The sequence below is a fragment of the Pelagicoccus enzymogenes genome, assembly GCF_014803405.1.
GTDB classification, from domain to species: domain Bacteria; phylum Verrucomicrobiota; class Verrucomicrobiia; order Opitutales; family Opitutaceae; genus Pelagicoccus; species Pelagicoccus enzymogenes.
Genome location: NZ_JACYFG010000040.1, coordinates 277,944 through 297,422 on the forward strand (window position 1 = coordinate 277,944; position 19,479 = coordinate 297,422).

The 19,479-nt window shown below is 58.3% G+C and carries 15 protein-coding genes; 5 read left to right on the plus strand and 10 right to left on the minus strand.

Translation table 11 applies throughout. From position 1 onward, the window contains the following. Position 1: 1 nt before the first annotated feature. From IEN85_RS17395 to IEN85_RS17405, 3 genes are all read right to left on the minus strand, one after another. Positions 2 to 502 (minus strand): fibronectin type III domain-containing protein, encoded by a 501-nt coding sequence (locus IEN85_RS17395; protein WP_191618379.1) that lies wholly within the window; start codon positions 500 to 502, stop codon positions 2 to 4. A gap of 22 nt (positions 503 to 524) precedes the next feature. Further along, positions 525 to 1,136, minus strand: coding sequence for a MarR family winged helix-turn-helix transcriptional regulator (locus IEN85_RS17400; RefSeq protein WP_191618380.1), 612 nt, complete (start codon positions 1,134 to 1,136; stop codon positions 525 to 527). Between the two features lie 135 nt (positions 1,137 to 1,271). Next, on the minus strand, positions 1,272 to 2,168 hold the full coding sequence (locus IEN85_RS17405; protein ID WP_191618381.1) for a DMT family transporter: 897 nt from the start codon (positions 2,166 to 2,168) through the stop codon (positions 1,272 to 1,274). Positions 2,169 to 2,399: 231 nt separating this feature from the next. Here IEN85_RS17405 and IEN85_RS17410 point away from each other — a divergent pair, with 231 nt between their 5' ends. From IEN85_RS17410 to IEN85_RS17425, 4 genes are read left to right on the plus strand one after another with little or no spacing between them, the layout of a single operon-like run. Continuing rightward, a complete protein-coding gene (locus tag IEN85_RS17410) occupies positions 2,400 to 2,978 on the plus strand; it encodes a mechanosensitive ion channel family protein (RefSeq protein WP_191618382.1) in 579 nt (192 codons plus the stop codon). Next, positions 2,965 to 4,074, plus strand: a complete 1,110-nt coding sequence (locus tag IEN85_RS17415) for a DNA alkylation repair protein (RefSeq protein ID WP_191618383.1) — start codon at positions 2,965 to 2,967, stop codon at positions 4,072 to 4,074. Before IEN85_RS17410 ends, IEN85_RS17415 begins: the two co-directional genes overlap by 14 nt. 25 nt (positions 4,075 to 4,099) lie before the next feature. Continuing rightward, positions 4,100 to 7,816 carry a translocation/assembly module TamB domain-containing protein gene (locus IEN85_RS17420; protein WP_191618384.1) on the plus strand — a complete coding sequence of 1,239 codons (3,717 nt, stop codon included), beginning with the start codon at positions 4,100 to 4,102 and terminating at the stop codon, positions 7,814 to 7,816. Next, positions 7,795 to 9,981 carry a BamA/OMP85 family outer membrane protein gene (locus IEN85_RS17425; protein ID WP_191618385.1) on the plus strand — a complete coding sequence of 729 codons (2,187 nt, stop codon included), beginning with the start codon at positions 7,795 to 7,797 and terminating at the stop codon, positions 9,979 to 9,981. Before IEN85_RS17420 ends, IEN85_RS17425 begins: the two co-directional genes overlap by 22 nt. Before the next feature lie 32 nt (positions 9,982 to 10,013). Here IEN85_RS17425 and IEN85_RS17430 read toward each other — a convergent pair whose 3' ends face one another. After that, a complete protein-coding gene (locus tag IEN85_RS17430) occupies positions 10,014 to 10,193 on the minus strand; it encodes a hypothetical protein (RefSeq protein ID WP_191618386.1) in 180 nt (59 codons plus the stop codon). Positions 10,194 to 10,353: 160 nt separating this feature from the next. Here IEN85_RS17430 and IEN85_RS17435 point away from each other — a divergent pair, with 160 nt between their 5' ends. Beyond that, positions 10,354 to 11,832: a hypothetical protein gene (locus tag IEN85_RS17435; RefSeq protein ID WP_191618387.1), complete on the plus strand. Its 1,479-nt coding sequence runs from the start codon at positions 10,354 to 10,356 to the stop codon at positions 11,830 to 11,832. Between the two features lie 117 nt (positions 11,833 to 11,949). Here the strand turns inward: IEN85_RS17435 and IEN85_RS17440 are convergent, their stop codons facing one another. From IEN85_RS17440 to IEN85_RS17465, 6 genes are all read right to left on the minus strand, one after another. Continuing rightward, positions 11,950 to 13,017 (minus strand): transporter, encoded by a 1,068-nt coding sequence (locus IEN85_RS17440; RefSeq protein WP_191618388.1) that lies wholly within the window; start codon positions 13,015 to 13,017, stop codon positions 11,950 to 11,952. 90 nt (positions 13,018 to 13,107) lie between these two features. Further along, positions 13,108 to 13,461, minus strand: a complete 354-nt coding sequence (locus tag IEN85_RS17445) for a hypothetical protein (RefSeq protein WP_191618389.1) — start codon at positions 13,459 to 13,461, stop codon at positions 13,108 to 13,110. 105 nt (positions 13,462 to 13,566) lie between these two features. Continuing rightward, entirely contained in the window at positions 13,567 to 14,757 is a 1,191-nt protein-coding gene (locus IEN85_RS17450; RefSeq protein WP_191618390.1) for an acyltransferase family protein, read from the minus strand. Positions 14,758 to 14,764: 7 nt separating this feature from the next. Continuing rightward, positions 14,765 to 16,546 (minus strand): sodium:solute symporter family protein, encoded by a 1,782-nt coding sequence (locus IEN85_RS17455; RefSeq protein WP_191618391.1) that lies wholly within the window; start codon positions 16,544 to 16,546, stop codon positions 14,765 to 14,767. A 78-nt stretch (positions 16,547 to 16,624) separates the two neighbouring features. After that, positions 16,625 to 18,613 (minus strand): beta-N-acetylhexosaminidase, encoded by a 1,989-nt coding sequence (locus tag IEN85_RS17460; protein ID WP_318186630.1) that lies wholly within the window; start codon positions 18,611 to 18,613, stop codon positions 16,625 to 16,627. A gap of 29 nt (positions 18,614 to 18,642) precedes the next feature. Further along, positions 18,643 to 19,479: a PIG-L deacetylase family protein gene (locus IEN85_RS17465; RefSeq protein WP_191618393.1), complete on the minus strand. Its 837-nt coding sequence runs from the start codon at positions 19,477 to 19,479 to the stop codon at positions 18,643 to 18,645.

Genomic DNA, 19,479 nt, shown 5'->3' on the forward strand with positions numbered 1-19,479 from the left:
CCTAGGCGCTTTCCTTTCCTGCTACAGCTCGACGACCGAAAACGATCGTTAGAATCAAAACGACAAAACAAACCGCGCCCGCTGCCATCAAAGGCCAAACGATAGCCATATCGATATAGTCAACCGTCACGGACAAGCTTTCGTCTCCCCATTCTGGATACGTTCCGCCTTCCGGCTTCGAACGGATCCGAAACGAGTACTCCCCCTCGTTCAAGCCCGAAACAAAGGATGCGGTATCCTGCCCCTCGTAAACAAGCTGGCCTTCAAGAGAACTTCCCGACATCCAGCGACGCACTTCGAACACCCTGTTCGCGGCGCCCCCGGATTCCGACTCGCCCCAGACCAGGGAAACCGTTCCGTCGTCGGTTTGATAGCTCTCACCCCCGGGTTCCGTGAAGCCGGTAGCCAGAGCCGGCGTGGAGTGTAATGAAACTAACGATACAAATAAAAACGCAGCGACAGAGCGTAGCTGCATTCTCATGTAAATGAGAGCATGATGCATATCTACGAGGGGTTACGAGGGATTAGGAGTCGGTCCGCTCGACCGATCTGGGAGAAAGACGACCGTTCCCCCGCAAATCTGCCGTAGTCTCTAGAATGGGGGCGGTTTGGCTATCGGCGGCCTCGGATACCGGCGCGTCGATGCATTCGATTATTTTCTCTAACGAGAGCGCGATCGTTGCCCGCTCCAGTTCCGGAAGCTTGTCGATCGCGTCTACTAAATTTTCCTGCAGCGGAGAGGGAGAGCTAGCCACCATTTGCCGGCCTTTCTCGGTCAAGGTGATACGAACCCGCCGCCGGTCCCTGACAGAACGCTCGCGGGCCAAAGCTCCCGACTTCACCAAGCGGTCCACGATGCCCACCGTCGTGCTGGGACTGAGAAAGACCTCGCTAGCCAAGTCCTTGATGGTCAGAGGGCCAAGCTCGTCCAACTTCAGCATGCACAGAAGCTGCGGCACCGTCATCCCACTCTCAGCGGCAAGCCGACGAGAGTGGCTGTCGATCGACCTCACGATGCGACGCAATGAACTTAATATCCTCAAATCGTAACGCTCGCGCGGCACCACCGGCAAAACCTCCTCCACCTCGCCTCGCGGCTCCAAGGGGACTTCATCTGTCTCTAATTCCTGGCTCATTTGCTAAGCCTTCGAACTGTTTCGACACGAATCATTCGTACACGAATCCTTCGCTCGGAGTCTGGCGCTGTCAAGCCTCCCCTAGATTTCGGGGTCCCGGCGACCGATTTGCAGCACGCAACGGAGCGTCCTCGCCTACCTGGCGAGCACGATCAGGACAACCCCTGCCAAAATGCCCAAAACGCAAGGAGTCTTGGCCCGGTAGTTCCTTTCCCGGAAGAGCAGGTATCCCGCCGCGAAACTCACCAGCACGCCGCCCCGACGCAGACAGGAAACCACCGAGATCATGGCATCCTGGTCGCGCAGGGCCTCGAAATACAAGTAGTCCGCCACCAGCAAAGTGGCCCCGATCAAGGGCATCGTCCAACGCCAGTGAAATTCCCCCCGCGGCCACCAGCGTCGCCACCAGCCGATCATCATCGGAAGCATCACCACCACGAGGTAAATGGAGAACCAGGCCTGCACGGTCGACGCCCGGTAGCCGATGGTACCCATCAGGTACTTGTCGTAGAGACCGCTGACGGTGCCAGCCAGCGTGCCGCCAATCATCAGGAACACCCACTTGTTGCGATGAAACACCAAGCCTTCCAGACGCCCGGCGAAGGACAGGGCTACGAAAGAGCCAAGCGTCACCACGATCCCGGCCCACTGCATGCCGTTAGGGCGTTCGGCAAAGATCACCAACGCCGCCAGCAAGGTCCACAAAGGACCCGTCGCCCGAATTCCACCCGCCAATGAAACCGGCAAGTGCTTCAGGGCAAAGTAGGCCAGCACCCAAGAAACCGACACGATAGTAGACTTGAGCAAAAGGCGCAGGTGGTCCGCCCAGCCCAAAGCGTCGACCTCGAGCATCGCGTGCGGAACCTCGCCCCAAGCCGACAGGATGACCCAAGGCAACCAAAGCAAGGCCCCCGCGCACACGCTGATGAACAAGGTCGGAATCACCGCATTTCCATTCACGGAATGCTTCTTGAACACGTCATACACCCCGAGAAACAAGGCGCTCGCAACTGCTTCGTATACCCACGTCATCTGAAGCCGCACCACTAGCCACAACTCGACCAGCGCCACAACCCCCTTTTCACCCTCCGCAATCCGGCCCCGCCTCCCTCTCCCTTTCGCCGCGCCCTCCGGGGGCTTCCCCCGCGCAAAAAAACGCAAGCTTCGCTTTTTTTGCGCAAGCGCCTCCCCCCTCAACATTGCTCCCACAGGCGTTTTCTGCATCGCACTCGCGAGCGCGATCCCCAAAATCCGCCGAAAATCATGAAAGACAGCATCCTGAACTTCATAAACGACTACAGCGAAGGCCTCATCAAGGCGGGCATCACCGTGCTCGTGCTCATCCTCACCCACTTTTCCATCCGCCTCTACCGCCGCTACATCAGCCACACCAGCGAACGCCACCGCTTCGCTCCCCAGCGCAGCGACAGCATCTCCAAAGCCGGCCAAGCCCTCATCTACCTCGTCTCCGTCGGCATCGTGTCTAACGTATTGGGCTTCGGCATCCAAGGCATCTTCGTCGCCACCAGCTCCTTCTTCGCCATCGTCGGCGTCGCCTTCTTCGCCCACTGGTCGATCCTCAGCAACGTCACCGCCAGCATCATCCTCTACTTCACCTTCCCCTACCGCATCGGCGACCGCCTCCTCATCGAGAACGAGCCCCGGTACAGCGGAGTCCTCAAGGACGTCACCCTCATGTACTTGAAAATCCAGACCGACGGCGGCTCCTACATCACGCTGCCCGCCAACGTCGCGATCCAAAAAGTCATCACTTCGCTCAGCAAACAGGACTACGAGAAGCTGCTGGAAGACCAGAAGAAGGACGACGATGGAGCCGTTTAAGAACTTCATCGACGCCAAAGTCGTCCGCACCCTGTCCCAACTCGTCAAAGCCGCGTATCCAGAATTCGACGACAAGCGATTCCAAAAGCGCTGCCTCGCCAAGCTCGACGCCCTCGAGCTCAAGCAGCGCGCCGCCCTGCTAGCCGAAGAGCTCTGGCGGGAGCTTCCCGACGACCCGAGCCAAGCCTTCGAAGTCGCCCGCCAAGCCATCCTGCCCGTCCCCCTCCTCGAAGAGGACGACTCCTTCGACGGCTGGCTCTTCATGGCCTTCAATTCCCTGCTCACCGCCCATGGGCTGGAAGCCCCGGACGCCGCCCTCAAGCTCGTCCCGGAAGTCACCCAACGCTTCACCGCCGAATTCGGCATCCGCGTATTCCTTATCCACAAGCCCGAGAAAGTCTTCCCGCTGCTTCAGCGCTGGGCCATGGATTCCAACCACAACCTGCGGCGCCTGGTCTCCGAAGGCACCCGCCCCCGCTTGCCCTGGGGCGAGCAGATCACCGCCTTTGTGCAGGACCCCCGCCCCGTCCTGCCGCTTCTGGAGCTCCTCAAGGACGACCCCTCCGAATACGTCCGCCGCTCCGTCGCCAACAACCTCAACGACATCTCCAAGGACAACCCCCAGCTCATGCTCGACACCGTCGAGGCCTGGCTGGCCGACGCCAGTCCGCAGCGCCAGCGCCTGCTCAAGCACGCCTGCCGCAGCCTCGTCAAGCAAGGCCACCCACGCTGCCTCAAGCTCCTCGGCTACCAGGCTCCCAAGCTCAAGGTCGCTGGCTTCTCCGCCAGCCCGCGCTCCCTCAAGCTCGGCGAAAAGCTCGTCCTCCAGCTGGAACTCCAGTCCACCGCCCCGCAAACGCAGCAGCTCATCGTCGACTACCGCTTCCACTTCGTAAAAGCCAACGGCCAAACCTCCCCCAAAGTCTTCAAAGGCGCCACCCTCACCCTCGCCCCCAAAGCGAAAAGGTCCCTCCAGAAGAGCTTCCATCTGAAACCAATTACCACCCGCAAGTACTACACAGGAGAAAACACCGTCGATCTGCTCGTAAACGGCAAACCGCTCGCATCCATTCCCTTCCACCTAAGCGTATCCTAAGTGACCCATCCGCTCAGTTCCATCGATGTCCAAACCTAAAAGTCCCGCCAAGCCCCCACGCTTCCGCAAGACCAAACGCGCCATCCTAGCCGCGACGGGATTCCTGTTTCTCGCCCTTCTCAGCTTTCCCTTCTGGTCCGCCTGGATCGCCAAGCCAATCGCCGCCAGCTTCGGCGTCGAAATCGGTTCCGTGCAACGACTCACTTGGACCCGCTGGCAACTCCGTGAGATCTCCACCGAACAGGCCGGCGTCCAATTGAAAGTCGGCCAAGTCGAGCTCCCCTCGCCCACAAAACTCCTTTTCGAGCACCTCTCCTCCGAACCCGCAACCCAATCCCTCGAGCTCGAGAACTGGCAGCTCGACATCGTCGCCCCGGCGACCGAGGACGCCCCCCAAAACCAGGAGCCAATCACGCTTGCTAAAATCATCCGCCTCGCAAATGGCGCCCTCGAGCAGCTCAGCAACTACCTTTCCCAAATTACCCTCAGCTCCGGCGCCGTAACCCTCAATGGCCAGCCAACGCTCGAAGTCGCAAGCCTGGAGCTCAGCCCCAAGGAACTCTCCGCCGCTCTTCAGCACACGCCCAGCCAGACCGAGACCAAACTGCAAGCCCGCTTCGCCGCCGACCGTCCTTGGCAACTCGCCGCCCAGCTCCCCCAGCACCAACTCGTCCTCGAGGCCGAAGTTCAGGCCACCGAGACCGACGCCAGCCTCGTAGGCGAACTGCGAAGCCACCAAAACGCGATCGAGCTGCAAGCGGATTGGAGCCGCTCCCTCGTTCCCGACAAGGCCACCATCCAGAGCAACGACTTCGAGCTCGACCAACGCTACGCCTTTTGGGGATCCGCCCCGCCCCTCGCCGTTGACTTGCTGGCGAATTGGACCGGGCAAGGCTTCGATTACCGTATCGACGCTTTCGATACCACCGACCTAAGCGGCGACTCCAGAATCCAGCTAGCGGGCATCGGTTCGCAAACCTACCTGGAAATCGAAACCGCCAAAGTCGACCTGCCTTGGCTCACCGTTGAGAGCGACAGGCCCATACGCCTCGACTTCTCCTTGGACAACCCCTTGGAAGCCGCCCAACTCGAAGCCAAACTCGACCTCGGAAAACTTCCCTTCATCGAGGCCAGCGGAAAACTCGACGCCCTCCTGAAAACCCGCACCTCGCCCGAGGGCTTGCCTATCCTCACTGCCGACTTGCAGGGCGCAAATATAACACTCTGGGACAGCACCCTGGAAAGCCTGTCCGCCAACGTGGACCTGCTCGGCCAAGAGGCTACCATCCAGACCTTCGACATCCGCTCCGCCGCAGGCTCCACGGCTCACCTCACCGGAGGCTACGAAATCAAGGAGCAACGGTTTCTCGACTCCCAACTCACCCTCCACCTCGAAAACGAATCCCAACGCCTGAGGGACTTGATGCCACCCATCGAATGGCAGACCCTCGACGGCGACCTCCGCCTCGTCGGCCCCTTGGCCGACCCCCAATTCGAAGGACACCTTGCCTTCGCTACCCTGCAGCTCTCCAGCACTCAGCCCTTCTCGGTCAAATCGCACCTAAGAGGCACCCTCAACCAACTGGACGCTGAGCTGCAAGCGGCGAACGAGCTCGAAACCCTGGCCCTCGCCCTCCACCTCGAACGCACCCCGCAGCAAGCAACCGTAAAGCTCTCCCAACTCGACCTCGCCCGAGCCTCCGGCGAGCCCATCCTCACCCTCGAAGAAGCCGGCACCGTCACCTACGACCTCCAGCAAGCAAGCATCGAGTCCTCAGGCATCCTGCTCGCAGGTCCGCAGGGACAACAGCTGGAACTGAGCTCCCTGCGGCTCACCAACTCCCAATTCGCCCTCCACGCCACCGCCATCGACTTCGAGACCGACGTCTTCAACAACTGGCTCGCTTCCCCAGTCCCAAGCTTGCGCATCCAAGATTTCGATACGCAGGCCAGCCTCAGCGAAACCCAATCCCAAATCACCACTTCCGGCTCCGCCTCCTGGACCCTCAAGGAATCCAGCAACGTCAACCTGTCCTGGCTCGCCAAGTCCGACCCCAAACGCTCCGACAGCCTGAGCATCGACCACCTCGAAGTCGGGGCCGACTCCAAGCACATCCTCGTTGCCGAGGGCCATTTCCCCATCTCCGTCAATTGGGCTCAAGGAGCCCCCAAAACCAAAATCCACCAAGACGCCCCGCTCGCCTTCTCGCTCCAGTCCTCGCCTCACCCCGACTTCTGGGCCTCGCTCGAAAGCCTCTTTCCCATCGCCCTCAAACGCCCCGTCATCAAGGCTCAGCTCTCCGGCACCCTTAACGACCCGCAAGGCACCTTCGACTTCAAGCTCGCGTCGCTCGACTGGCGCCACCCGAACGACGCCAGCCGAAACATCCAACTCCAAGACCTCTCCGCCTCCCTGCTCGCCGACTCCCAAGGCCTCGCCATCAAGACCTTCGAAGCCCACGCCGGCAAAAACGCCGTCCACGCGAGCGCCACCCTTCCCATCGGACAAACCTCCCTCCTGGACCTCGCTCGCGACAGCCAAAAACTCGACTTCTCCCCGCTCACCGGGCAAGCCCGCGTGGAACTGCTCGAGCTGGAGGCTCTAAAAAGCTGGCTGCCTCCCGTCCTGCGATACGAGGGAAAAGCTCAAATCGACGTCAACTTTGACGCGGGCGAAATTTCCGCGGTCGCGAACATCGAAAACCTCGCCACTCGCCCCCTCCCGCCGCTGGGAGCCCTCTCCAAGATTTCCGGCCAAGTCGAGCTCGCCGAGGGAATCTGGCGAATCCAGAGGGTACGCGGACTGGCTGAGAAAAGCCCCTTCACTCTCACCGGCACAGCCGACCTCAACGACTTCTCCAACCCGCTCTACGACCTAGCTTTTTCCAGCAAGGAATTCCCGCTGGTACGCGACGACGGATTGCTCTTCAGCGGCGATATCAACCTACAGCTCGTATCCGAAAACCAAGAGCCGCCCCTCCTCAAAGGATCGCTCAACCTCACCAAAGGCCTCTTTCTCATAGAGCCGGACTTGCTGGCGAGCTCCACCAAGACCGTCAGCTCGCGACCGCCCTACTTTTCCGTCGAGCAAGAGCCATTCGACGAATGGGGCATCGATATCGATATTCGCGGAAACGAGTTCCTGCGCGTCTCCAACTCCTTTTTCGAAGGCACCCTCTCCGCTGAATTCGACCTGGAAGGTACCCTCGGCACGCCCCTGCTCATCGGTAAGGCAGAAACGAATACAGGCCGCATCTTCTTCCCCGCCAGTTCGCTAAGGCTAAAGTCGGGACAAGCCTACATCACCCGCGATCGCCCCTCCGAGCTGCAGCTGGAAGCCATCGCCGAGGGCCGACTCTTCGCCTACGACATCAACCTCGACGTCGGCGGCACCGTGGACGATCCCGAGCTCGTCATCACCTCCAACCCCGCCCTCACCCAAGTCGAAGCTCTGCTCCTGCTTACCACGGGGGCGCTGCCCGACGCCCAAGGGAACCTCGCCCAAAAGTCAGCCACCTCCCTCGGACTCTTCATCGGCAAAGGGCTCTTCAAAAAACTCACCGGCGGCAACAGCGACTCCGCCAGCAAGCTCAGCCTGGAAGTCGGGCAAGACATCTCCCTGCAAGGAAAGAAGACCATCGACGCCAGCTACCAATTGACCGAGGACTTGGAAATCGAAGGCGAGTACGACAAGCGCGACGAATTCAACGCCAACCTTAAATGGACCATCTTCAAGCGATGACCCGAGACGTACTTCATCCAGCAGGATACGACCTTGTGTCGCGATCACGCTTCGCTCTTCACGTAGGGCTGCCGCTCGCGGCACGCCGCATTGCCCTCAGTCCGAGGCCGCTCCTTTCCATTCTCCTAACCTTCCTTATCGCCCAACTCTCGCCCCTCGACGCCGCCCCCGTGAAGGTTGGCGGATTCGGACTTTTCGGCAACGCCGAGCTGCGCAGCTCGCTGCGCCTGCTCGAAATCGAAGAGGGCGAATTGGATGCCCAAAAAATCGACGACGCCGCCTTCCTCCTCCTCACACGCCTCACCCAAAACGGCTACCTCGACGCCCAAGTCAGCGCCACCTATCGAACCGCCGACGAGGAAGAGCACACCGCGAGCTGGTCCGCGCCTTTCGAACCAAAAATCCCAGAAGGCGTAGTGGCCACCGAACTACGTTTCCAAATCGACGAGGGCACCCTCTACTACTACCAAGACGTCACCATCGACGGCCTCGTATCCTTGCCAGTCGAGGAAGCGAAGAGCTACATCATTCCCGATACCTCGCTCTATTCCCGCAAAAAGGACCGTTCCTACTCGCCGAACATCCTTTCCAATCACCAAAAACAGCTCACCGCTGCCCTCGTAGCCATCGGCCGGACCGACGCGAAAGTGACCGCTAGCTCCATCGAGCTCGATAAAGCGACCGGCGCCGTAAACGTCACCTTCCAAGTCAGCGAAGGCCCGCTCTACAAGATCACCCAAGCCGAAGCGCACTACCTGAGAGAGGAGAATCTGGTCGAGACCAAGGAAATCCCGCAAGGAGCCATCTATACCAGAACCTGGGTCGAGGACCAAACCCGAGCCATCCGCAACGAAGCCTACCGTCTCGGCTATCCGGATACAAAGGTCAGCAACCGCGTCATAAAAGCGACTCCCGAGGAAAACACCGTATCCGTGCACATTCGCTTCGAAGTGCGCCGCGGGCCTAAAGTTACGCTCACTGGCGTGGAACACAAAGGAGCCACCAACACCCACCTGCCACTGCTCGACCGCAAGACCGACCTCACGCCCGGCGAACCGCTGGACATTACCAAGGCCGAGGCCGCCCGCCGACGCCTCTCACGCCTCGGCATTTTCGAGCGAATCGATCTGAGCTACCAAGCCGACGGAACCGGTCAGCGCAAAGCGATATTTGACTACAAACCCGGCGAGCGGATAAAAGCGCAGCTGCTGCTCGGCTACGGCAGCTACGAGCAATTCCGGGCAGGCCTGCTCGCCCGTCGCGAAAACCTCTTCGGCCGGGCCCATACCCTCTCCTTCGAAGCCATCCGCTCCATCAAGTCTACCAGCGGACGGCTCGACTACACCGTGCCCGAGCTGCTCGGAGAATCCATAGACGGCACCTTCGAAATCAATTTCCTAGACCGCCAGGAACTCTACTTCGACCGCGAGGAGCGAGGCGTGTCCGTCGGACTCTTCAGGCGCTTTCCCCAGCTCCTCACCGACGTGGGAATCGACTACGCCTTGGAACGCAAAGCTTCCAGCGACCCGAAGTTCAACGAGGAATTCGGCCTGCAAGAGGCGAACATCGGCAGCCTCTCGCTCCGAGCGACTCGGAGCAACATCGACGACATCTTGTACCCTAAGTCCGGATACGAGATCAGCGGAGTCGTGCGTTACGCGGACGAATCCCTCGGCGGAGAATCGAGCTTCCTCAAACCCGAACTCGGCTTCGCCTACCATAAGCGACTCGGAGATCGCTGGCTTTTCCACCTGGGAACCAAGGCCGCCCAGATAACCTACCCCGAAGGCGGTCGCGCCAAGATCCCAGACAACGAATTCTACCTCGTCGGCGGCGAAAACTCAGTGCGCGGCTACCGTCGCGGCGAAGCCGTTCCGCTAGCCGAAGAAGGAAAACCTACCCGCGTCGAGGCCTACGCTCTGATCAACCTCGAGCTGGAATATCCCATCTTCGATCGCCTCAACATCGTGCTCTTCACCGACGCCGCCCGCGTTTGGGAACGGACAGATACCACCGACGTCTACGAAGACCTCGCGAGCGTAGGCCTCGGCTTTCGCTACAACACCATCGTCGGTCCGGTGCGACTCGAATACGGCCACAACATCGACCCACGGCCGGAAGACCCCAGAGGCACCGTGCACCTCTCGATCGGCTTTCCTTTCTGACAAGCCGCCTTGCGGCAGCTTCGCTGAGAGCGCTAAACGTCGCTCGAATCGGAAACCACGAGCGGCTCCGAATTTTCGCTAACGCATGCCTCGCGGGCGGCGTTCTCCCAGAATGCCTGGGCAAACGCAGTTTTGTTTCCAGCTAGAAACTTGCGCAGGCACTCCTGGTCGCGAGCTGCAGCGATTTCCTCGTTTGGGTTTGCGAATTTCATAAATTTGTTAATTCTATCGGCTACGTTTGCTAAAACTGTATTTTTTTAATAAGTACGCAAACGCACCCAAGTCACAGAGCCAGCGGCGCGCTAACCTTTCCCGATTCCTCAACATCGCTCCCGAAACTCCGTTACTTAGCGAGCCAACCCTCGCTTTTCCATGCCGAAATTCCCACTCGCAGTCTTCTGCCTCGCTGTATTCTGCTTCCTCGCGACTCGCTCAATGATCGTCGAGGACTCTCGCACGCTTTCCCATAAGAACGCTCCCACAAAAGAGGCAAAGACTTCGGCTCCATCAATCCCCGCTGAGATTCCCCCATCGCGGCCAGACCCGCTACCAGCGAACCCGTTCACCCAACTTGCCGACTCGCTCTTCCACGGCGAACTCAAGAAAGGCAGCGCCGCCTACGAGACGCTGTCTTCCCTCTTCCTCGAGTGGGGAGCAGCCGACCCGCATGCCGCCATGGCATACCTCGAACAAGCTCCCAAAGGGAAACAACGCTTCGCTAAGGCTGTCCTGCGTGGATGGGCCCAAAGCGGCGATTTCCTCGCTGCTCGAGTCTGGATCCAGAGCAACATCGCTCCTCAACTTGCCACGCCATTTTACGCAGCCCTGATCGACGGACTTGGTGATATCGATCGGCCCGAAGAATCCATCGAGCTAGCGCTCAGCACCGAAGCAAAAGCTCGGCCCGCCCTCCTGCAACGCGCCATCGAAAACTGGGCTTCCCAAGACCTCGCCGCCGCTTCCCGCTGGATCGAAGCGAACGAGTCCTCCCTCTCTCCCCGCGAACAGAACCGAGCCCTCAGCGGATACGCCAAGGCATGGGCCAAGAAGTCGCCCGCCACGGCATCATCCTGGGCGCAATCCCTTCCACCCGGCCGGACTCGCGACAACGCTCTGCTCGCAGCCTTCGACGAATGGGTACAGAGAGATGCAACCAAGGCGGGTTACTGGATCTTCAGTCAAAAGCCGGACGAATCGATTAAGAAAGTCCTCTCCCAAAACGCTCATCTGGTAGCCCACGTCAACCCGCAGGTAGCCTTCGAGTTCATCGAAAACGATCCCGCGAACGAAGAGGATCCCTACCGCATGCGCGGGCACCTCGCCATGGCTTTGGATAACGTCATGCACAAGGCTCCCGCCGCAGCAGCCCCCTATATCAAACGCGTCGAAGCCCAAACCCTGGCCGCCGCGAGCGAAGGCCTCACCCACGCCCCCTACCAAGTTTCCAATCAATCTTATGTCGAGATGGTCAACCGATGGGCCGCTTCCGACGAGGATGCCGCCTTCGCCTACCTGGATACCGCCTCCAACCTCAGCGAGGCCGATCGCGAAGCGATCAAGCAAGGAGCAATCGACAGGCTGCAGACCACCGACCCCGACAAAGCTGCCTACTACTTGTACAAACGCTGGCAAGACGCCGACCAGGTTAACGCGCTGCAATTCGCCGCCTCGACCACCAAGGACCATCTCGACATTTCCGTATCCAATATTAAGTCACACTATCAATCTATCGCCCAGGCTTGGGCCAAATCAGACCCAGAAACCGTGGGTTACTACCTGGAACGGCAAGAAATCCTTGATCCCGAAGAAACCGCGGAGCTGCTCGTCGCCATACAGCCTTTCGACGGCTAGAGCGATCGCTTGGCAGCGCCAGAAAAGCGATTCCGCAAAGACAGAGGAACTCGCGATTAGCAGGGCTCCCGCCGAGGGAGCCCTTTCCCAAAAAAAGGGCCTGTAGTCGTGAAACAACTACCAAGCATACTGCCAACCAAGCGTCAGCGTGTCTTCGCGGTTCATGCCAACTCCATTGAGCTGCTGGTAGATCGGCTGTCCGTATTCCAAAGCCAGGCGGTGACCGCGCAAGGCTCCATCAGTCCACAGATAATTAAGGCCGACAATCGCCTCCAAAATATCCCCACCGTAATTTGCTTGGAAATGCGGCGGAGCGGAGTGGGCATGCGGTCCATTGTAATGTCCGTCAAGCGGCCCTTCCGCAGAATACTTCAAGCGACCGGAGAGGCTCCAGGAAGCGTCCACCAACCAGCTTCCCCAAACCGAGGCATCGAGGGCATCGGATCGGCCGAAGCCAGACTCGCCCTCGTCTTCTAGGCGAATCGTTCCCAATACTTGAGCTCCCCAGCCAAAGCCTTCTCCGAGGCCTGAATAGGTCGCGCCCACCTTCGCGTCCCAAGTCCCCGATCCGAGCTGCATGCCATAAGGTTGAAAGGAAGCGTGCATCATCTCCGCCACAGAACCGGTCGGAGCGCTCAATCCGAGATTCCAGTGCATCTTCTGCTTTCCGTATTCCCAGCCCTTGACGAGAGCAGTCAGCGAGGTGTCGCCCCAGCCGGAGGTCGAGTGGCTCATGTCCATGCCGTGCCCCCCGTGGTCGTCATGCATGCCTCCCATGTCGGCGTGCGGATTCATGACCATATCCATGTCCATCTCCAGATAGTTCGTCATCAGCATCAGCGTCACGGAATCGCTCGGAGCGTACATGAAGCCGACCATGCTCATGTCCATGTCCATGCGAGTCGCGGCCGAGGAGAACCCCGCCGCAAACACCTCGTGGGAAGTCAAGGAGTTCTCGCCTTGACGATGCCCTTCCATGCTCATCGTCATGTGACGTACGGAGAGCATGTACTCCCCCCCTCTGTGGAGGTGGTCGCCCATTACGCCGATTGGCGCATGACTGTCGGCTCGGCCACTCTTGGCAGCGGACATTTGCGCTTGGGGAAACGCAGTTGCAGAAAGGCTCAAGGCCAAAGTTACGGACGCGAAGGTACGCGTGGATACACGAGAAAAAGTGTTATTCATTTAATCTGAAAGTTGAAGTAAAGATAGGAACTCTGTCTCCGCAGCATCTTCTGAATGGCGGAGGCGGGCGAATAAGGCCCTTGAAACGATCTATACTTCCACTCTCGGAGGCGGCTTCGACACCTCGTCAGAACGCCCAGCGAGCAAATTTGTGCCCATTTGTTGTATACAACAAAAGCTATCACTTGGCCTTATGTTTAGGGCAAGTTCGCAGTCGTCCGCCATCACCAGAAGCTTTGCGATACCGGCCGACTCCTTCAGAGTCCCGCTCTCGCTTTGCTTCCTATTTTCCTCGCGAACGACCAAGCACACCTCACAGAGGTCTTGCCCTTCGATGCTGGAGAGCAAGGCCGCGCCCACACCACGGTCATCCAAGCGCTCCTTGGTCATGCTCGACCATGCAGCAAACTGCCCCAACAATAGCACGCTGTTCGAAAGACTCAAACAGACCGCTATGCAGATAGCTCTGGACAGTAAAGGAAAAGGCACGGTCGAAACCCATAGACCGAGCGCCGCTTCGGTCAATCCCAATCACCCCTGAGATTTACACTAGAGCTTCACGAAAATCCGGCGCTTCCAGAGCCAATAAACCGGCAAGAACAACACGCCCACGTAAAGCAACGCATAGAGCAAAGAGGCCAATTCACCAGACATTCCAAGTCCGATCGCACCGTCCATGAAGCGCTTGCTCAGACTCGGCCAGTAGCTGGTGGAAGCGTAGAAGAACAGGGTCAGCATGCCCGAGAGGGCGTAGGCGACAACGGGATTGGAACCGAAAATCACACCCACTTGCGCCCAGCCGCGATGACGCTGGATATCTACTAGCAACAAGCAGGCTGCCAAACAGAGCGTCGACCAGCCCCCGGAAAAAAGAACGAACGAACTGCTCCACAAGTTCTTGTTGAGAGGAAAAACCCAGCTCCAGACCTCACCTGCCAGCACCGTTACCACTCCCACGAAAAACAGCCAACTCACGCGGCGGTAAGGATCTCCAATCCCCAAAATCATAGCTCCAACCAGCATGCCAAAAATCCCCGTGCCCACCGCAGGCAAGGTGCTCAAAACTCCCTCCGGGTCCCAGGTCCGTTCCCACATGCTTCCGGGAACGAACTTTCGATCCAGCCAGGCCTGCAAGTTGGTGCCGGGCTCCAGGTTTGGGGCTAAGGCGCCTTCGCTCGCCGCCTCTACCGACACCGCCTGAGACGCCCCCAGAGCTCGTTCAACGATACCCGATTCCAAAGCTCCACGGTTCACCTCGTCAAGCGGCACCGGCACCCATTGGAGCAAGCCCCAGTATGCCAGCAAGACTCCAGCTCCCAAGCAAAACTGCTGCCGCCAACTCGTATTCAAAAACAGGATAGCGCAAACGCCAAAGACGATAGCGATCCGCTGCAGCACCCCCACGACCCGAACCTCCTCGAAATTGAATTGCGGCCAGAGATTCAGGAAAACGCCCAAAGCAAAGATCTTAACCACTCGCCAAAGGATTTTTCCGTAAGCGGAACGACGCTCCGCCTTCCGCTGAGACTTCCCCACATACGCCAATGCGATCGATACGCCTACGAAGAACAGGAAGAAAGGGAAAACCATATCCGTGACTGTCACGCCATGCCAAGGGGCATGCAGCAAGGGCGCGTAGACATGCCCCCAAGATCCGGGGCTGTTCACTACGATCATCCCGATTATGGTGAATCCGCGCAGGGCATCCAGAGAGAGGAGACGTTCTCGACTACGGTTCATTGTGTATTCAGTTAGCAATTACTCTCTTTAAGATATAGGCGATGCCCCCTGTCGCCAAGGCGAGCAAAGCAATGCCTAACAAGAGATTCCCATAAATCAGGTAACCCACTCCAAACAGGAAAAAGTACACCGAAAAGCTACCCACCAAAAATCCGGCGATGCCTCGCGTCAGGCTTTCGCCTTCCGCTGTCTCCGGAACGGCAATCCCCTTCTCGACCAAAGAACGGCGCACCCTTTCCCAACCAGGGCCCACTGGGCGGATCGCAAGGTAGAAGCGTTCGAGTACCTCGTCGGAACTAGCAGGCGTGAGGAAAGTCACCAGCAGCCACACCACTGTCGTAAGCGAAACGCTGGCAATCAGCTGCACGTAGCCTGCCAATGGCTCGAACCCGAGGCGTTCGTATCCAAATTCGAAGAACAGGGCCACGAAGAACGAAACGACCATTCCCGAAATCTCGGTGGCCGCATTCACCCTCCACCAAAACCAACGTAGGATGAAAATCAACCCTGTGCCGGCCCCAATCGACAAGAGGATGTTGAAGCTCTGCATCGCGCTCTCCAGAAAAAGGGCGACCACTCCTGCCAAAACCATCAGCACCACCGTCGACAAACGCCCGATCCGCACCAACTCCTTCTCGCTTGCTTCCGGCTTCACGAACCGCTTGTACACGTCGTTCACGACATAGGAAGACCCCCAATTCAAGTGGGTTGAAATAGTAGACATGAAGGCCGCCACCAAGGACGCCACCACCAGCCCCAAAATCCCGGCTGGCAAGAAGGCCAGCATCGCCGGATAAGCGAGGTCGTCACGAATGAAGTTTTCGTCGAGTGCGGGAAAGGCCGCTTGTAGCGATTCAAGATTCGGATACACGATGAGCGACGCCAATCCCATCAATATCCAAGGCCACGGACGTAGACCGTAATGGGCTAGATTAAAGAAGAAAGTAGCGCCGATCGCATGCCGTTCGTTCTTGGCTGACAGCATACGCTGGGCCACGTAGCCACCGCCCCCAGGCTCCGAACCGGGATACCAAACGCTCCACCATTGCACCGCAAGCGGTACGATAAAAACGGATACGACCATGGTGGAATTCGAGAAGTCCGGGAAAAGGTTTAGCTTATCGACGACATTTGGATGCGTCAGCAATCCGCTCAAACCTCCCACTTCCGGCATCCCCACAATCAGAGAAGTCGCCCAAATCGACCCCAGCATCGCGATGCCAAACTGGATAAAGTCCGTTATCAAAACGCCTCGCAGCCCTCCTAGAGAACTGTAGACAACGGTGATCGAGGACGCGACCAGCAGCGTCTCAATCGGTGAGAGCCCCAAGGCGACTCCCCCTAGCTTGATGCCTGCCAAGCAGACGTTGGCCATGATCATGACATTGAAGAAGACACCGAGATAGACCGCGCGAAATCCACGCAAGAACGCTGCCGACTTCCCGCTGTAGCGAAGCTCGTAAAACTCCAAGTCAGTAGAGACCTTGGAGCGACGCCACAGCCGGGCGTAAACGAAAACGGTAAGCATCCCCGTCAGCAGAAAAGCCCACCAAACCCAGTTCCCCGCGACTCCATCTTGCCGCACGATCCCGGTAACGAGGTTCGGCGTATCGATCGCAAAGGTGGTGGCCACCATGGATACACCCAAGAGCCACCAGGGCATGCTGCGGCCGGACAGGAAGTACTCGGAGGAGGACTTTCCCGCTCGCCGCGAAACAACGAGGCCAATCGACAGGGATATAACAAAGAAAAGGACGATAATAATCCAATCAAGTGGGGATAGGGACATAAGCTTTTAGGGGCAGGTTTTGGAGGTAGGAAAACGGTAGGACGACTGCCACGTCGCCCGCGATGCAAAATCAAGACTTCACTTCTCAAGTAATCGCTCGACCCCATCTACGACTTGCAGCTCTACTTTTGCGACCGGTTCGCGAGCTCGCTCTAGGACCGGTGCAGCGTCTGGCGACTCGCCGCCCATCGCCGCAAGGCCTAGCGTCGCCAGGTCTCTCAACGCTTCCGACAAGGGTAACGCTTCGCGAAGCGCAGGGGAACGATCGGCCAAACGGGCAAAGGAGGCATGGTTCGTACGCCAAACATTCAACATGCTTTCAACCGCGGCCTTGTCCGCGGCATGCCCTGTCTCGAGGTAGGCATCGACCAGCGCTCTGAAGCGGCGAGCATCTTTCGCGTCAGCCACCGCGACGTCAGGCAACAAGGTATAGGGCGAAAAAGAACGGTAGCTCAAATCCGCATTGCGGCGGTAGATCTTGAGCGGCTCGACCACATCCGCTAGAACTCGTAGAGCCTCTATATCGTAGCCACCCGCCAAACGGCGCATCATCATGTCGCGGTTCTTGATATGGGTCAGGCCCAATTCTTCGAGCTGCAGAGCAATAGTATCCAACCTTCGGTACATATCCTCAACATCTCGAATCGAAGCGTCCGACCAAAGCCGTTCGGCAATGGCAGCCGTGCGCGGCCAAATGCGCGAATCCACTGTTTCCAAGGTCACGTGCTCGCTCCACATCGTCGCTTCCCCACCGTAGACACGGGCGCGTTCCTCTTCGTCCAGGTCGATATCGGAAGGGAGCGGATCTACCAAGTAGTGTTCACTAGCCGGCTGCATCAAGTCGATATAGTAGCCATTGGACAAGATACTCGCGTATCCTTGCTTAGCGGCCGCCTCCATCGAGTCGCGTCCCCTCCAAGAGTGGATCATTATATTGGTCGGCATGGTCGGCTGCAAAATCTCGTCCCAGCCAACCATTTTCTTGTCGAGCTTCTCCAGGATGGTCAGCAGACGCTTGTTGAAAAAGCTCTGCAGCTCGTGGTTGTCCGCGATGCCGCGTTCCTTCATGAAAGCCTGAATGTGTTCAGCCTGGTCCCAGTGGTGGCCCTCGTTTTCATCGCCACCGATATGGAAGTACTCATCCGGAAAGATAGCTGCCATCTCCGTAAAGACTGCCTCCAACACTTCGTATACCCGTTCCTTGGTCGGATCCAAAGTCGGGTCGAAAATCCCCCAGCCCCGCTCGATCTCATAAGGCCCTGGCAAGCTTGCCAGCTCCGGATGCCCAACCAACCAAGCAGTCGCGTGCCCAGGAACATCAAATTCTGGATACACGCGAATTCCCCTGTCTGCAGCGTAGGCAACGATCTCGCGCATCTCATCTTGCGTGTAGTACATTCCATCCGATCCCATTTCATGCAATTTCGGGAAGCTCTTGATCTCAGCTCGGAACCCCTGGTCCTCGGTCAAGTGCCAATGCATTACATTCATCTTCACCGCAGCCATTCCATCCAAGTTGCGCTTGATCAAATCCAGCGGCATGAAGTGACGAGCCGAGTCGATCATCAAGCCCCTCCAGGGGAATCGAGGGGAATCTTCGATTCTGGAAACGGGAAAGTAATAACCTTGCTCGTCGGCCGACAAGAGCTGCAACAGCGTTTCCAAACCGTGCATCGCACCTAGATCCGTCTCCGCGCTCAAGCGCACAATCCCCGCTTCCACGGAGAGGAAGTAAGTCTCGTCCTCGCCCAGCTTGACCTCCCCCGGACGTTTGACAGAGATTTCGAGGCCAACCGACTCCAAGGTCTCACCTTTCTCGACGTAGTCTTGGGGCAGGAACAAACCCGTCCGTTGGTCCAAGCGGCGCAGGAAGCGACTGGCCGCTCCGTACAACCGATCGTCAGGTTGGCCACTAACCTTCACGGCGAACGATTTTTCGATGCGAAAGCGGCCCTCTCCTACCATTACCTTCTGGGGAATCGGCAGCAAACGGGAGAAGGCCTCTTCGCTCTCCAACACGCTTGCCGTCCCCGTAATGTTCCCTCCCATGATCGTTACTGCTGCCACTATTTGAAAAATTCGCTTAGCCTTCATAGTTACCTAACCATTTTTTGGATACGCTCGAGCACATCCGATTTGAATCGATCCAAATGCCCACTGACAAAGTCGGCGACACTCAGGTTTTCGTTTTCCAGCAATGGACTAAGGTCCATGGCGAAAGTGTAGCCGCTCACTTCGTCGACGGAGTGGGACTGATAAAAGGTCGCGTTGGCATGGCGACGCCCCAGCGTGGCGTTCACATAATCTTTCCCTCCCGCAACTTGCGACTCGAATATCGCGACCAAGTCCCGAGCGAGAATTGGGTGGGCGTCGACAGGCAATGCGATTTTGCGCTCGTCGTCCAGCCAATCCAAGTCGCGCCATACTTCGCAGCCATAGACACGTTCTGGACGAGCTTCCACAGGCAAGCGTCTCAAGGCTTCCAAACAACGGGCCAGCACCGCGATATGGGTGTCGTGCTTGTCGGCTGGATTATGGAGGTACAAAGTGTGCGGTCGGCAGGCATCGAGCAACTCATAGAGCTCGTCTACTAAGCCAGTCGCAGCCTCCGCGTCTTTCACCACCCGGCTCGGAATCCCCAGCTGAGCCTGGAAAGAATAACCTCCCATTTTAGCCGCCCGATTCTGCTCGCGATGGCGCACTTCCTTCATCTGGTCGTCCGTGTAATCTCGATACGCTCCCTCTCGAGCGCTCCCGCCACCATCCGTCACCGTAACACCTGCGAACCAGTTCGAAGCGGAACGATAGCAGGTTGCGATCCCATGGTAGGCGAAGATTTCCAGATCGTCCTGGTGGGCCCCAATGCCCATGTGAGTGACGCGCGATTGGGCGGCCTGCAGGCTCACGCCATCCGGTATAAAGTGCTTTTCCAT